The sequence below is a fragment of the Streptomyces sp. NPDC042102 genome, from assembly GCF_055582305.1.
Genome location: NZ_JBVJDL010000003.1, coordinates 249,082 through 263,436 on the forward strand (window position 1 = coordinate 249,082; position 14,355 = coordinate 263,436).

At 74.5% G+C, this 14,355-nt stretch carries 16 protein-coding genes; 13 read left to right on the forward strand and 3 right to left on the reverse strand.

Translation table 11 applies throughout. From position 1 onward, the window contains the following. Window positions 1–7 precede the first annotated feature (7 nt). The 6 genes from ACZ6KO_RS14470 to ACZ6KO_RS14495 all read left to right on the forward strand — a co-directional run bounded on the left by ACZ6KO_RS14470 (window position 8) and on the right by ACZ6KO_RS14495 (window position 5,650). Window positions 8–376, forward strand: coding sequence for a holo-ACP synthase (locus ACZ6KO_RS14470; protein ID WP_469304304.1), 369 nt, complete (start codon window positions 8–10; stop codon window positions 374–376). Between the two features lie 17 nt (window positions 377–393). Further along, on the forward strand, window positions 394–1,830 hold the full coding sequence (locus tag ACZ6KO_RS14475; RefSeq protein ID WP_469304305.1) for an NAD(P)H-hydrate dehydratase: 1,437 nt from the start codon (window positions 394–396) through the stop codon (window positions 1,828–1,830). A gap of 617 nt (window positions 1,831–2,447) precedes the next feature. Further along, on the forward strand, window positions 2,448–3,587 hold the full coding sequence (alr, locus tag ACZ6KO_RS14480; protein WP_469304306.1) for an alanine racemase: 1,140 nt from the start codon (window positions 2,448–2,450) through the stop codon (window positions 3,585–3,587). Next, complete coding sequence (locus ACZ6KO_RS14485) at window positions 3,580–4,797, forward strand: alpha/beta fold hydrolase (protein WP_469304307.1); 1,218 nt, start codon at window positions 3,580–3,582, stop codon at window positions 4,795–4,797. Before alr ends, ACZ6KO_RS14485 begins: the two co-directional genes overlap by 8 nt. Then, window positions 4,748–5,284, forward strand: coding sequence for a tRNA (adenosine(37)-N6)-threonylcarbamoyltransferase complex ATPase subunit type 1 TsaE (gene tsaE / locus ACZ6KO_RS14490; RefSeq protein ID WP_469304308.1), 537 nt, complete (start codon window positions 4,748–4,750; stop codon window positions 5,282–5,284). The genes ACZ6KO_RS14485 and tsaE overlap by 50 nt, the downstream gene beginning before the upstream one ends. Before the next feature lie 129 nt (window positions 5,285–5,413). Then, window positions 5,414–5,650 carry a hypothetical protein gene (locus ACZ6KO_RS14495; RefSeq protein WP_469304309.1) on the forward strand — a complete coding sequence of 79 codons (237 nt, stop codon included), beginning with the start codon at window positions 5,414–5,416 and terminating at the stop codon, window positions 5,648–5,650. A gap of 64 nt (window positions 5,651–5,714) precedes the next feature. Here the strand turns inward: ACZ6KO_RS14495 and ACZ6KO_RS14500 are convergent, their stop codons facing one another. Continuing rightward, window positions 5,715–6,287, reverse strand: coding sequence for a hypothetical protein (locus ACZ6KO_RS14500; RefSeq protein ID WP_469304310.1), 573 nt, complete (start codon window positions 6,285–6,287; stop codon window positions 5,715–5,717). A gap of 123 nt (window positions 6,288–6,410) precedes the next feature. Between ACZ6KO_RS14500 and tsaB the strand changes: the two genes are divergently transcribed. The 5 genes from tsaB to ACZ6KO_RS14525 are packed head-to-tail and all read left to right on the forward strand — an operon-like array spanning window position 6,411 to window position 9,728. After that, on the forward strand, window positions 6,411–7,073 hold the full coding sequence (gene tsaB, locus ACZ6KO_RS14505; protein WP_469304311.1) for a tRNA (adenosine(37)-N6)-threonylcarbamoyltransferase complex dimerization subunit type 1 TsaB: 663 nt from the start codon (window positions 6,411–6,413) through the stop codon (window positions 7,071–7,073). A 20-nt stretch (window positions 7,074–7,093) separates the two neighbouring features. Further along, a complete protein-coding gene (gene rimI / locus ACZ6KO_RS14510; RefSeq protein WP_469304972.1) occupies window positions 7,094–7,573 on the forward strand; it encodes a ribosomal protein S18-alanine N-acetyltransferase in 480 nt (159 codons plus the stop codon). Beyond that, a complete protein-coding gene (gene tsaD / locus ACZ6KO_RS14515; RefSeq protein WP_469304312.1) occupies window positions 7,566–8,729 on the forward strand; it encodes a tRNA (adenosine(37)-N6)-threonylcarbamoyltransferase complex transferase subunit TsaD in 1,164 nt (387 codons plus the stop codon). Before rimI ends, tsaD begins: the two co-directional genes overlap by 8 nt. Further along, window positions 8,726–9,028, forward strand: coding sequence for a hypothetical protein (locus ACZ6KO_RS14520; RefSeq protein WP_401452438.1), 303 nt, complete (start codon window positions 8,726–8,728; stop codon window positions 9,026–9,028). The genes tsaD and ACZ6KO_RS14520 overlap by 4 nt, the downstream gene beginning before the upstream one ends. 55 nt (window positions 9,029–9,083) lie before the next feature. Continuing rightward, window positions 9,084–9,728, forward strand: coding sequence for a hypothetical protein (locus ACZ6KO_RS14525; RefSeq protein WP_469304313.1), 645 nt, complete (start codon window positions 9,084–9,086; stop codon window positions 9,726–9,728). On the opposite strand, the gene ACZ6KO_RS14530 is transcribed toward ACZ6KO_RS14525, so the two are convergent. Further along, entirely contained in the window at window positions 9,685–10,965 is a 1,281-nt protein-coding gene (locus ACZ6KO_RS14530; RefSeq protein WP_469304314.1) for a class I SAM-dependent methyltransferase, read from the reverse strand. The two genes, ACZ6KO_RS14525 and ACZ6KO_RS14530, sit on opposite strands and share 44 nt — an antisense overlap. Before the next feature lie 166 nt (window positions 10,966–11,131). Between ACZ6KO_RS14530 and ACZ6KO_RS14535 the strand changes: the two genes are divergently transcribed. Together ACZ6KO_RS14535 and ACZ6KO_RS14540 are read left to right on the forward strand one after the other, a co-directional pair. After that, on the forward strand, window positions 11,132–11,998 hold the full coding sequence (locus ACZ6KO_RS14535; RefSeq protein WP_469304315.1) for a polysaccharide deacetylase family protein: 867 nt from the start codon (window positions 11,132–11,134) through the stop codon (window positions 11,996–11,998). After that, on the forward strand, window positions 11,995–12,900 hold the full coding sequence (locus ACZ6KO_RS14540; RefSeq protein ID WP_469304316.1) for a polysaccharide deacetylase family protein: 906 nt from the start codon (window positions 11,995–11,997) through the stop codon (window positions 12,898–12,900). The genes ACZ6KO_RS14535 and ACZ6KO_RS14540 overlap by 4 nt, the downstream gene beginning before the upstream one ends. Here the strand turns inward: ACZ6KO_RS14540 and ACZ6KO_RS14545 are convergent. Continuing rightward, the gene (locus tag ACZ6KO_RS14545) at window positions 12,891–14,315 is read right to left on the reverse strand and encodes a condensation domain-containing protein (RefSeq protein WP_469304317.1); all 1,425 of its coding nucleotides are present in this window, start codon (window positions 14,313–14,315) and stop codon (window positions 12,891–12,893) included. The two genes, ACZ6KO_RS14540 and ACZ6KO_RS14545, sit on opposite strands and share 10 nt — an antisense overlap. Window positions 14,316–14,355 lie beyond the last annotated feature (40 nt).

A 14,355-nucleotide genomic window follows, 5' to 3' on the forward strand; every position in this document is an offset into this window, starting at 1 on the left:
CGTAGTCGTGATTGTCGGCGTGGGCATCGATGTGGCCGAGATCGACCGGTTCGAGGCGGCGATGCAGCGCACACCGCACCTGGCGGAGCGGCTGTTCCTGGAGGCGGAGCTGTACCTGCCCAGCGGCGAGCGGCGCGGGATCGCGTCGCTCGCGGCACGGTTCGCCGCGAAGGAGGCGCTGGCCAAGGCACTGGGCGCACCCGCCGGACTGCTGTGGACGGACGCCGAGGTGTACGTCGAGGACGGCGGGCGGCCGCGGCTGCGGGTGTCCGGGACGGTCGCGGCGCGGGCGGCGGAACTGGGCGTGGCCTCCTGGCACATCTCGCTCAGCCACGACGCGGGAGTGGCGTCGGCGGTGGTGATCGCGGAAGGCTGACCTGGAAGGCTGACCCCATGCGGACTGCTTACGTCGTGGAGACGGTACGGGCGGCCGAGCGCGAGCTGATGGCGCGGCTGCCGGAGGACGCGCTGATGCAGCGCGCCGCGGCGGGCCTCGCGGCCACCTGCGCGGGGCTGCTGGGACGGGTGTCGGGGGCGCGCGTGGCGCTGCTCGTGGGCACCGGGGACAACGGGGGCGACGCCCTGTACGCGGGGGCGCGGCTCGCGCGCCGGGGAGCGGCCGTCCGGGCGGTCCTGCTGGACGCCGAACGGGTGCATCCCGGCGGTCTGGCGGCGCTGCGCGCGGCGGGCGGGCGGGTGGCCGAGCGGGTCCCGGACCGGGTGGACCTCGTCATGGACGGGCTGCTGGGCATCGGCGGGCGGGGCGGGCTGCGGCCGACGGCGGCCGCGCTGGCCGCGCAGGCGGCCGCCGCGCGGGAGGCGGGCGCGCTGGTGGTCGCGGTCGACCTGCCCAGCGGGGTGGACGCGGACACCGGGGAGGTCGTGGGGCCGGCGGTGACGGCGGACGCGACGGTGACGTTCGGCGCGTACAAGCCGGGGCTGCTGGTGGATCCCGGCGCGGAGCGGGCGGGCGCGCTGCGGCTGGTGGAGATCGGGCTGACGCTGCCGGAGCGGGCGGACGCCGAGGCCCTCCAGCACGCCGACGTGGCCGCCCTGCTGCCCGTACCGGGTGCGGAGAGCGACAAGTACCGGCGGGGCGTGGTGGGTGTGCTGGCCGGGTCCGCGCAGTACCCGGGCGCGGCGGTGCTGGCGGTCGCGGGCGCGCTGCGGGGCGGGGCGGGGGCCGTCCGGTACGTCGGGCCGGCGGCGGAGGCTGTGCTGGCGCGGTACCCGGAGACGCTGATCGGGCCGGGGCGGGTGCAGGCGTGGGTGGCCGGGCCGGGGCTGGGCGAGGCGCGGCTGGCCGAGGTGGCGGGGGTGCTGGAGTCGGACGTGCCGGTGCTGGTGGACGCGGACGGTCTGCGCGCCGTGCGCGGTCTGCAGGACGCGGGGGGCCGGGGGCTGCGGGGGCGGTCCGCACCGACCCTGCTGACGCCCCACGCGGGCGAGGCGGCGGCGCTGCTGGGGGTGGACCGGGCGACGGTGGAGGCCGAACGGCTGGAGTCGGCGCGGGAGCTGGCGGCGCGGTACGGGGCGACGGTGCTGCTGAAGGGCTCGACGACGGTGGTGTGCGATCCGGACGGCGGCCGGGCCCCCGTCCGGGTGAACCCGACGGGTACGTCGTGGCTGGCGACGGCGGGGAGCGGTGACGTGCTGTCCGGGCTGGCGGGGTCGTTGCTGGCGGGCGGGCTGGGGGCGCTGGACGCGGGGTCGGTGGCGGCGTACCTCCATGGGCTGGCGGGGCGCCGTGCGGCCGCGGGGGCGCCGCTGCTGGCCCAGCAGATCGCGGACGCCCTGCCGGCCGCCTGGCGCTCGGTCTCCCCACCGTAGGCCCACCCCGGGGCCCTTGCCGGTGGCTCCTGCCGGGGCCGGCGGAGCCGCCGCCGCCCGGGGCTCCGCGCCCGGGTTCCTGGTGCCGTGGGGGTCCGCCGGCGTGGGGTCCGCTGCGCGGGGCTCCTTCCCCACCCCGCCCCTTCCCGAACCGGGGCTCCGCCCCGGGCCCTCCCCCAGACTCCGTCCGGGGGACCCCCACGCCTCAAGCGCCGACGGGGCTGGAGGGTGCCGGGGCTCCGCCCCGGGCCTCGTGCCTCAAGCGCCGGCGGGGCTGGTGGGTGCCGGGCTGCGCCCCGGGCCTCGTGCCTCAAGCGCCGGCGGGGCTGGTGGGTGCCGGGGCTCCGCCCCGGGCCCTCCCCCAGACTCCGTCCGGGGGGACCCCCACGCCTCAAACGCCGGCGGGGCTGGAGGGTTGGGCCCCGCGCCTCAAGTGCTGGCCGGGCTGGTGGGTGGCGGGGTTCCGCACCTCACATGCCGGTGGGGTGGGTGCCGCGGCGACGGGGCCGGTGGGTGTTCGGCGAGGCCGGGTGGCAGCCTGGGGCGTCGTGGGTCGGGGCCCGCCGGGGTGAGGTGTGCGCCGGGGGTGGTGGGTGGTTCTGAGAGACTGGGCGGCGATGAACGAGACACCGCCGCGCGTACACGCCGAGATCGATCTTGACGCCGTACGGGGGAACGTGCGCGCACTGCGCGACCGGGCACCCCGGGCCGGGCTGATGGCCGTCGTCAAGGCGGACGCCTATGGCCACGGCGCGGTCGCCTGTGCCCGCGCCGCCCAGCAGGCCGGCGCGACCTGGCTCGGCACGGCCACGCCCCAGGAGGCCCTCGCCCTGCGCGCGGCGGGCCTCGACGGGCGGATCATGTGCTGGCTGTGGACCCCCGGCGGACCCTGGCGCGAGGCCGTCGAGGCCGATATCGACGTGTCCGTGAGCGGGATGTGGGCCCTGGACGAGGTGCGCGCCGCCGCCCGCGCGGCCGGCCGGACCGCGCGGATCCAGCTCAAGGCCGACACCGGCCTCGGCCGCAACGGCTGTCAGCCCGCCGACTGGGCCGCCCTCGTCACGGCGGCCGTCGCCGCCCAGGCCGAGGGCACCGTCCGGGTCACCGGCATCTGGTCGCACTTCGCCTGCGCCGACGAGCCCGGCCACCCCTCCATCCAGCCGCAGCTCACCGCCTTCCGGGAGATGCTCGCGTACGCCGAGAAGGAGGGCGTCGAGCCCGAGGTCCGGCACATCGCCAACTCCCCGGCGACGCTCACCCTCCCCGAGAGCCACTTCGACCTCGTACGGACCGGCCTCGCGGTCTACGGCGTGTCGCCCGCCCCCGAGCTCGGCACCGCCCAGCAGCTCGGCCTGCGGCCCGCCATGACGCTGAAGGCCTCCGTCGCGCTGGTCAAGGACGTGCCCGCCGGCCACGGCGTCAGCTACGGCCACCACTACGTCACGCCCGGCGCGACCCGGCTCGCGCTGATCCCCGCCGGGTACGCCGACGGCATCCCGCGGCACGCCTCCGGGCGCGGGCCGGTCCTGGTCGGCGGCTCCGTCCGGACGGTCGCCGGGCGGGTCGCGATGGACCAGTTCGTCGTCGACCTCGGCGACGACGCCGCCGTACGCCCCGGCGACGAGGTCGTGATCTTCGGCCCCGGTGACCACGGCGAGCCCACCGCCGAGGACTGGGCCCAGGCCGCCGGGACGATCGCCTACGAGATCGTCACGCGCATCGGGGGCCGCGTGCCCCGGGTCCACCTCCATGTCTGACCCGACGGGGCTGGGGAACCCCGGTGCCGCCGGGAACTGGCGGCGGGCCGGCTGGGCCGGCGCCGCCATCGGCGTGCTGGCCGCCGGCGCGGCGGCCGGCGTCGCGGTCGAGCGGCTCACCGTCGGCCGCGGCATGCGGATGAGGGCCCGCCTGGCCCTCGACGCCGCCGGCCCGTTCGGCTCCCTGCGCGGCCGCGAGGGCACCTGCCGGGCCGAGGACGGGACCGCGCTCCACTACGAGGTCGACGAGATCGGCGAGGAGGGCACCCCCAAGCGCCGCCGGCTGCGCCGCAAGGCCGCCCCGCCCGCCACCGTCGTGTTCTGCCACGGCTACTGCCTGGCCCAGGACGCCTGGCACTTCCAGCGGGCCGCGCTGCGCGGCCTGGTCCGCGCCGTCTACTGGGACCAGCGCAGCCACGGCCGCTCCGACCGGGGCCTGGCCCAGGCCGACGGCGAGCCCGTCACCATCGACCAGCTCGGCCGCGACCTCAAGGCGGTCATCGACGCCGCCGCCCCCGAGGGCCCGCTGATCCTCGTCGGGCACTCCATGGGCGGCATGACGATCATGGCGCTCGCCGAGCGGTTCCCCGAGCTGGTGCGCGACCGCGTCGTCGGCGTCGCCCTCATCGGGACCTCCAGCGGCCGCATGGACGAGGTCACGTTCGGGCTGCCGGCCGCCGGGGTGAGCGCGGTGCGCCGGGTGCTGCCGGGCGTGCTGAAGGCGCTGGGCTCGCAGGCGGAGCTGGTGGAGCGGGGCCGGCGGGCCACCGCCGACCTGTTCGCCGGGACCGTCAAGCGGTACTCGTTCGCCTCGCGCGACGTGGACCCGGCCGTCGCCCGGTTCGCGGAGCGCCTGATCGAGGCCACCCCGATCGACGTGGTCGCGGAGTTCTACCCGGCCTTCCAGACCCACGACAAGACCGCCGCCCTCCAGCGGTTCGCGGACATCCCGGTCACCGTGATCGCCGGGGACCACGACATGATCACCCCGCCCGGGCACAGCGTGGCCATCAAGGCCGAACTCCCGGCCGCCGAGCTGACGGTGCTGGAGAGCGCCGGACACCTGATGATGCTGGAGCACCCCGAGACCGTCACCGGGCTGCTGACCGACCTGCTGGCCCGCACGGGCGCGGTGCCCGCAGCGGCTAACGTTGGCGCGTATGGAAGCACCGCACGCAGCGCACCCCCGCACCACCGTGGCCGGGACTGAGGCCTCGGCCGTCATCACCGTCGATTCGCCCGAGCGGATGCAGGACCTGGGCCGGCGGATCGCCGCCCTGCTGCGCCCCGGCGACCTCGTCCTGCTGACCGGCGAGCTCGGCGCGGGCAAGACCACCCTGACCCGGGGCCTGGGCGAGGGCCTGGGCGTGCGCGGGGCCGTGACCTCGCCGACCTTCGTGATCGCCCGGGTGCACCCCTCGCTGGTGGACGGCCCGCCGCTGGTCCACGTGGACGCGTACCGGCTGGGCGGCGGCCTGGACGAGATGGAGGACCTGGACCTCGACGTCTCGCTGCCCGAGTCCGTGGTCGTCGTGGAGTGGGGCGACGGCAAGGTGGAGGAGCTCTCGGACGACCGGCTGCACGTGGTGATCGCGCGGGCGGTGGGCCACGAGGAGGTCCTCGACGACGTGCGCGAGGTGTCGGTGACGGGCATCGGCGGCCGCTGGGACGCGGCCGAGCTGGCGAAGCTCGCGTAAACGTACCGACAACCCGTCGGGAAGATATTGCGCCCACGGTGGGGTGCGTGATGACATGGTACCGAGAGTCGGTTAGGTCTACCTAAGTCAGGCCTCGGTCCGGCGTCCCGGGTCCTCAGGAGGGCAGCCATGTCGGCAGCAGAGCGCGAAGACGCACCCCGTCGCCCCTACGCCGTGCCGTCGTCCGGGCCGTCCATGCAGGCGCTGCTCGCCTCGTGCGCGGCCGCGACCGCCGTCTCCACCCCGCCGCGCCGCGAGCCGGCGCGGGACCGGGAGCAGGGGCCGGGGCACGGGCTGGGACAGGGCCCGGCGCGCGGGCCGGCCGCCGTACGCGGACAGGCCGCTCCGGAGTCCGAGGCGGCCTGAGTCCAGCGTCCGGAGCGGCCTGAGTCCACGCCGCGCCGCGGCGGCGGCTGACCCGTTCGGGTGACTACGGGACGACGACCACCTTCGTGTTGATCGTCGCGAAGTTCCACATCGCGTCGCCGTCCGCGCGCGACATGCGGATGCCGCCGGTCTTCTTCTTCGGGTCCGGCTCCGGCAGCGCGCCGTCCAGCCGGGCGCTGAAGCCGACCACCACACCGTCCGACGTGGCGAACCGCACCACGTGCTCGACCGGCACGCCGTCCGAGCCGGTCACCGCGCCCGAGCGCGAGTTGACCACGTAGTTGCCCGCCTTGGGCTGCACGGTGCTCGGCATCACGGCGAAGGTGCGCGGCTCGGGCTTGCCCGGCTCACCCACCAGCCACACCCGCTTCTGGCCCACCGAGTAGACCACCCGGGTTCCGGTCCCGGAGTCAGCCGGCAGCGGCCCCGGCTTGGCGGGGCCGCCCTGCGGCGCGGCGGGCTGCTGGGGCTGGCTGGCGGCCGGCGACGGCTCGGCCTTCGCCCCGGCGGCGGGACGGGCGGGCGCGGTCGCGGACGCCTGGTACGCGAGGAACCCGACCATGGCGAGTGCCGCGGCGGTGAGCCCGGCCACGATTCCCGAGCTGCTGCGTGCCACCTTGCGCCGCCTTCCCCGGGCTTCCCCCGGCTCCTGACCCTGGATACGTGATCGAAGGTAGCAGCCGGGGCGGTGACGATCGGTCCGCACCGGGCCCGGTGCCAGGAGTCGTAGGCTGTTCGCGTGCTCTTGCTCGCTGTAGATACCGCCACGCCCGCCGTCACCGTCGCCCTGCACGACGGCGACTCCGTCGTCGCCGAGTCCCACCAGGTCGACGCCCGCCGCCACGGGGAGCTGCTGCTGCCCTCGGTGGACAAGGTGCTCGCCGAGGCGGGGCTCCGGCTCGACGCCGTGACCGGCATCGTCGTGGGCGTCGGCCCCGGCCCGTACACCGGACTGCGCGTCGGCCTCGTGACCGCCTCCACCTTCGCCGCCGTCCTCGGTGTCCCGGTGCACGGCCTGTGCACCCTCGACGGCCTCGCGTACGCCGCCGGGACCGCCGGGATCGAGGGCCCCTTCGTGGTCGCCACCGACGCGCGCCGCAAGGAGGTCTACTGGGCCCGCTACGAGGACCCGCGCACGCGGGCCGGCGAGCCGGCCGTGGACCGGCCGGCCGACATCGCCGACCAGGTCGCGGGACTGCCCGCGGTGGGCGCCGGCGCGCTGCTCTACCCCGAGGTCTTCCCCGGCGCCCGCGGCCCCGAGCACCAGTCGGCGGCGGCCCTGGCCTCCCTGGCGGCGGAACGGCTGGCGGCGGGGGCGGAGTTCCTGCCTCCGACACCGCTGTACCTGCGCCGCCCCGACGCGCAGGTCCCCAAGAACTACAAGGTGGTCACTCCGAAGTGACGACGGCCGTCTTGCGCGACATGCGCTGGTGGGACATCGAGCCCGTGCTGGAACTGGAGCACGAGCTGTTCCCCGAGGACGCCTGGTCCGCCGGCATGTTCTGGTCCGAGCTCGCCCACGCGCGCGGCCCGCACGCCACCCGCCGCTACATCGTGGCGGAGGACCCCGGCAGCGGCCGGGTCGTGGGCTACGCGGGCCTGGCCGCCGCCGGCGACCTGGGCGACGTACAGACCATCGCGGCCGCCCGCGACCAGTGGGGCACCGGGCTCGGTGCCCGGCTGCTCACCGACCTGCTGAGCGCCGCTACCGCGTTCGAGTGCGCCGAGGTGCTGCTGGAGGTACGGGTGGACAACACCCGCGCCCAGAAGCTCTACGAGCGCTTCGGCTTCGAGCCCATCGGCTTCCGGCGCGGCTACTACCAGCCCGGCAACGTCGACGCGCTCGTCATGCGCCTTTCCGACCCCGCACGCTCCGTACAAGGATCTGACACCCATGGCTGACGAACCCCTCGTCCTCGGCATCGAGACCTCCTGCGACGAGACCGGCGTCGGCGTCGTCCGCGGCACCACGCTGCTCGCGGACGCGGTCGCCTCCAGCGTCGACGAGCACGCGCGCTTCGGCGGCGTCGTGCCCGAGGTGGCCTCCCGCGCCCATCTGGAGGCGATGGTCCCCACCATCGAGCGGGCCCTGAAGGAGGCCGGCGTCAGCGCCAAGGACCTCGACGGCATCGCGGTCACCGCCGGGCCCGGCCTGGCCGGCGCCCTGCTGGTCGGCGTATCGGCGGCGAAGGCGTACGCGTACGCGCTCGGCAAGCCGCTCTACGGCGTGAACCACCTGGCCTCGCACATCTGCGTGGACCAGCTCGAGCACGGGCCGCTGCCGGAGCCGACCATGGCGCTGCTGGTGTCCGGCGGGCACTCCTCGCTCCTGCTCGCCCCCGACATCACCTCCGACGTCCGGCCGCTGGGCGCGACCATCGACGACGCGGCGGGCGAGGCCTTCGACAAGATCGCGCGGGTGCTGCACCTGGGCTTCCCGGGCGGCCCGGTGATCGACCGGCTCGCCAAGGAGGGCGACCCGACGGCGATCCACTTCCCGCGCGGGCTGACCGGGCCGCGTGACCCGGCGTACGACTTCTCCTTCTCCGGGCTCAAGACCGCCGTGGCGCGCTGGATCGAGGCGAAGCGGAACGCGGGGGAGGAGGTGCCGGTGCGCGACGTGGCCGCGTCCTTCCAGGAGGCCGTGGTCGACGTGCTCACCCGCAAGGCGATCCGCGCGTGCAAGGACGAGGGCGTCGACCACCTGATGATCGGCGGCGGCGTGGCCGCCAACTCCCGGCTGCGGGCGCTGGCGCAGGAGCGCTGCGACGACGCGGGGATCATCCTGCGGGTGCCGCGGCCGAAGCTGTGCACCGACAACGGCGCGATGGTGGCGGCGCTGGGCGCGGAGATGGTCAAGCGGAACCGGGCGGCCTCGGACTGGGACCTGTCGGCGGACTCCTCGCTGCCGGTGACGGACCCGCACGTGCCGGGCGCCGGTCACGAGCACGAGCACGGCGAGGGGCACGGCCACGGGAACGGCGGTGGACACGGCCACGGCCACGCGCACGACCACGACCACGTGCACGAGCTCAGCAAGGACAACCTCTACTCATGAGCCTCACCGTCGCGTTGATGTGGGAGGCGCGGGCGACCGCCGGGCGGGGGGACGAGCTCCTGGAGTGGGCCCGTTCGCAGGTCCTCGCCCACGAGCCGGTGCACCGCGAGGTGTTGCGCGCCCCGCAGGACCGCGTGCTCGTCATCACCTGGTGGCACGCCCCGGCCCTCTCGGCCGATCTGCCCGAACTCCCCGAGCCCGCAGCCGATCTGATCACCCGTCCGGTACACCGCTGGCGTTTCGAGTCGGTCGAGGGCGCGGCCGGGGGAACGCTCCGGGGAACAGTCGGGAAACCCTAGCGACGGCCCCGGGGCGGGCGGTCGGGGTCGCCCGGCTGGCGCTATCGTCATGGCCATGCCTCGTCGCGACCTGCCGCCCCTGCCGCCGCCCGCGCACCTGCGCGCCTGGCTCGACGACAGCGTCGTACGGGCCGACCGCGCCCGGTTCCTGGCGGACCTCGGGCGGCGCAGCCTGGGCCCGGGGCGGTTGCTGCTGCTCTGGGCCATCGCGGCCGTCTTCGCGTTCGGCTGGTCGTTCGTCGGCATGGCCCTGATGTCCTTCGAGCAGGACCGGGCCCTGGAGGACCTCTTCGGCGCCGTGTACGCGGCCCTGGGCGCCGGTGTGCTGGTGCCCGCCGGATTCTGGCTGGCGTGGGGCGCCCGGCGGGACCGGCAGGTACGTCAACTGCTGTACGCATGGGTCGAGTTCGAACCGGACCCGGTGGCCGACGCCCGGCTGCGGGCGCCCGGGCTGAGCCTGGGCTGGCTATTGCCCTCGCTGGGGCTGTGCGCGCTGGGTCTGTGGGTGACCTTCGGTGCGGCGGCGACGGCCCGGCCGGGCAGCGAGACGTACGGCGAGGTCGCGTACTACATGGGCCTGGGCATGATCCTGTGGATCACGGGGCTGCTGGGCGTCGGCAAGGCCGCCGCCCACTACCGCTGGGCGCTGCGCGTGCTCACGGCGCCGGGGCGGCCGGCGGGACGGCAGCCGGGCCGGTAGCCGGGGCGGGCGCCGGGGCGGGGAAGCCGATCAGCATCGACGGGGCTCCCGCCACACGGGTGAGGAAGACGGTCGCCGCGTTCTTCCCCTGCGGCTTCACCTTCTTGCGCAGTTCCTCCGGCTCGATCGCCGAACCCCGCTTCTTGACCGTCAGCACGCCCACCTCGCGCTCGCGCAGCAGCGCCTTGAGCTTCTTCAGGCCGAAGGGCAGCACGTCGGTGATCTCGTACGCCGTGGCGTACGGCGTCGCGCGCAGCTCGTCGGCCGTGACGTACGCGATGGTCGGGTCGATCAGCCGGCCGCCGAGGTCGGCCGCGACCTCGGCCACCAGGTGCGCGCGGATCACCGCGCCGTCGGGCTCGTAGAGGTAGCGCCCCACCGGGCCGGTCCCGGGGTCGGGCAGCGGATCGGTGGTCCGCAGGGAGTGCGGCCCGGGCAGCAGGGTGGCGCGCACGGCGCCGGGGGTGACGGCGGGGGTGGTGGCGGTGGCGGTGCCGGCGCCGGGGGCCGGTTCCGGTGCGGCGGCGAACCACAGCACCGCCTCCTTCACGTCGCCGGCGTCCGAGATCCACTCGGCCTCGGCCTCGGCGGGGACCGCCTCGTGCGGGATACCCGGGGCGATCTTGATGGCGGCGTACCGCGCCGCCCGGGCGGTCTCCACGGCCCAGGACAGCGGCGGCGAATAGGCCTCGGGGTCGAAGATCCGCCCCCGGCCGCCCCGGCGGGCGGGGTCCAGGAACACGGCGTCGTACCCGCTCGTGTCCACCTCCGTCACGTCCGCCTCACGGACCTCGATCAGCTCCGACAGCCCCAGCGCCTCGGCGTTGGCCCGCGCCACGGCCGCGGTCAGCGGGTCCCGGTCCACCGCCAGGACGCGGATGCCGGCGCGGGCGAGCGCGATCGCGTCGCCACCGATGCCGCAGCACAGGTCGGCCAGGCTGCGGACGCCGAGCGCGGCGATCCGCTCGGCGCGGTACGCCGCCACCGAGGCGCGGGTGGCCATTTCGCCGCCGCCCGGCGTGAAGTACATCCGGTACGCGTCCCGCTCGCCGAACTTCGCCACCGCGCGCCCGCGCAGCCGGGCCTGGCCGAGGGCGGCGGAGACCAGCGCGGCCGGGTGCTCGCGGCGCAGCCGGGTGGCGGTGGCGAGTTCCCTGGCGGGGTCGTAGTCGCGCAGGCCGGCGAGCAGGGCCTGGCCCTCGGGGGTCAGGAGGGCGGCGAAGTCGTCGTGGTTCACCGGTTCATTGTCGGCCAGTGTGGGCCACTCGGTGGAAGTGGACCGTCCGGTCGCGGTGTCGGCGTAGCGGCGCGGCTTCCGCCTGCCACCATCCGCAACTATGAAGCTAGTAGGACAATCAGGAAAAACTGCCCGCCCTCCCGCACGCACGCGCGGCCGGTACGGGGTGGCGCTGGCCGCGCTCATGGTCGCCGCCCTCGGCACCGCCTGCGGCTCGGGCGAGGGCGGAAGGCCCGCCACCAAGCCCGAGAAACCCAAGACCGGCAGCGGCGCCCAGGGCGGCGCCCCCGCCCTGACCCCCCAGCAGCAGCGGCAGGCCCTCGTCGCCGCCACCAAGAAGTGGCGCCTGGCCAAGGTGCCGCTCACCGCGCCCGCCGCACCCACGGCCAAGCCGGAGATCACCACCCGCGACGGCTTCGAGGTGGAGGACCACGAGGAGCTGGGCCTGCCCCCGGTCTTCACGACCATTCCGACCGAGGAGAAGGTCGTCTTCCTCACCATCGACGACGGTGCGGAGAAGGATCCCGAGTTCCTGAAGATGATGAAGGAGCTGAAGATCCCGTACACGGCGTTCGTCAGCGACTACGTCATCCGCGACAACTACGCGTACTTCAAGGAGATGCAGGCCTCCGGCGTCACCATCAACAACCACACCCTCAACCACCGGTACATGCCGGCCCTGTCGTACGAGAAACAGCGCCAGGAGATCTGCGGCCAGCAGAACACCATCCACAAGGAGTTCGGCAAGGCGCCGACCGTCTTCCGGCCGCCGTACGGCAACTACAACGAGGACACCCTGAAGGCGGCGAAGTCCTGCGGCATCAAGTACGCCCCGCTCTGGAACGCCGAAGCCTTCCCGGACAAGATGGACTACCGGGAGTGGGACCGCGACCTGCACCCCGGGGACATCATCCTGACCCACTTCCGGGGCCGGGAGGACTGGAAGGGAACCATGCCTGACATGATCCGTCAGGTCATGAAGACCGTCACGGACAAGGGATACGCCGTGGCCCGCTTGGAGGACTACCTGTGAGGTACGCGCGCCGGTCGGTGGCCGGAACGCTGGCGGCCGGCGCGCTCGCGCTCTCCCTGGCGGGGTGCGGGGAGAGCGTCGAACCCATCGAACGGCTGGGCCGCAAGACGACCCAGGAGGTCCAGGACGAGGCGTCCGGAGCGCCGGGGCCGGGCGCCTCGGCGGCTCCCTCGGCCCCGGCCTCGCCCCCGCCCTCGGGCGGCGCGTCCGACGAGGCGTACCGCAAGTGGGGGCTGAGCCGCCCCCTGGAGTTCGCCCCGAAGCCGGCGGAGAAGCCCAAACTGCCGGCCGCACCCGCGGGCAAGGTCGCGGTGGTGGACCGAATACCCGTGCCGGCCGGCGAGAAGGTCGTCTTCCTGACCTTCGACGACGGCGCAGAGAAGGACCCCGAGTTCCTGAAGATGGCGGCCGACCTCAAACTGCCGATCAGCATGTTCCTCACGGACAACATCGCGTCGGCGGACTACGGCTACTTCCAGAAGCTGCGTGACATGGGCAACGGCAGTGTGATCAACAACCACACGCTGTCCCACCCCAACCTGCGGACCCTGCCGTACGCCGCGCAGAAGCGCGAGATCTGCGGCCAGCAGGACCACCTCCAGCAGCGCTTCGGCGAGCGCCCCCGCCTGTTCCGCCCGCCGTACGGCAACTACAACGACGACACCCTGCGCGCGGCGTCCGAATGCGGCGTCTCGTCGCTGGTCCTGTGGCGGGTGTCGATGCAGATCAACAACTTCCAGTACGCCGAGGGCAACGCCCTCAAGCCGGGCGACATCATCCTGGCCCACTTCCGGGGCCGCTCCGAACTCAAGGGTTCGACGGAGATCCAGATGACGACGCGCATGCTCCGGCACATCCAGGACCAGGGCTTCCGGATAGGCCGCCTGGAGGACTACGTGTAAGCCCCCGCCGCCGACCCGCCCGGACCGGCGGGCCGGCGGGAGACCGCGAGGATCAGGTCGCGGAGTTGTTCCACGTACAGGCGCATGTTCTTGTACGCGACGTCCGTGTCCGGGTAGCGGCTGGCCAGTTGGAGGCCCTCGTCGAGGCGGTTGATCCAGACGCAGACCTGGTCGCCGTAGGAGACCCTCAGCAGGCCGTACGCCTTCTGGGCGGTCCAGTCGGCGGAGCCCGGCACGACGCGGGCGTCGACGAACGAGACGATCGAGTACAGGTCCGGCGACGTCGGGCGGAAGTCCGCGCCGAGCAGGCGCAGGACCCGGGCGATGGGCATGCGGGCCAGCGACCGGTTGGCGCGCAGCGCGGCGCGCACCATCTCCAGCACGCTGCGGAAGTCGGGCGCCTGCGCCGTGTGGATCTCGATCGGCGCGCCGCCGACGTACCAGCCCACGGAGTCCCGCCACTGGGACTTCACCCGGGTGTGGAAGGGCACGACCGTGCGGTAGACGGGCTGCCCGCCCAGCTCGTGCACGATCAGGCTCGTCGCCGCGAGGATGCCGGTCATGCTCCCGCCGAAGGGACGGCAGTACGCCTCGAACGCGGCCGCATCCTCGGGACCGACCAGCATCTCCTGCATGAGCTTCTGGGGCGGCAGCCCCTCGCCGCCCCCCAGGCCCAGATCGACGGGGAAGCCGGGCAGCCGGCCGTCGCAGCGCCGGATGAACTCCCGCCAGCGGCCGATGATCTCGTGTGTCCCGTCGATCCCGTCCGCCTCCGCGCGCTCGATCCCGCAGAAGTCGACGTAGCTGCTCACCGCCGGGGCATCGAGGACGCGGCCCTCGATGCCCGCCGCGTACAGCTCGTGGATCTCGGCGGGGATGCGCTGCACGGAGTACGCGTCGACGTTGCTGTGGTCGAAGGCCATGTACACGCTCGTGCAGTCGTCCCGAACGACGGCCGTGTACAGGAAGTTCGGCCAGCACAGCGCGTCGGCCACGACGTCGAAGCGGTCCTGGAGGTGCTCCACCAGCTCCGCCGCGTCGGGGAACTCACCGATCACGTCGCGCCGCAGCGCCACGTCCCCGGCGTCGAGCGTGAACCGGCGCATCTCGTCGCCGTCCCAGCGGAAGCCGCTGCGCAGCGTCTCGTGCCGGAGCGTCCAGCTGCGCAGGACGTCCTGCAGGACGTCGAGATCGACCGGGCCCGGCAGGTCGAAGGCCGCGCCGACCCAGGTCGGGACGAACAGCCCGTCCTGGCGCACGGTCCGCGCCGTACGGATGTGCGCCTCCTGGACGTACGCCGGCGGCCGGGAGTCCTCCGGCAGGCCGCGCGCCGCCGCGACGGTCGCCGGGTCGAGCGCCCACTCGACGAGCAGCCCCGGCCGGATCTCGCAGCGCTGGATATCGGTGATTCGCACAGAGACGTCTCCGTTCACACATGGGGCAAACGGGAATCCA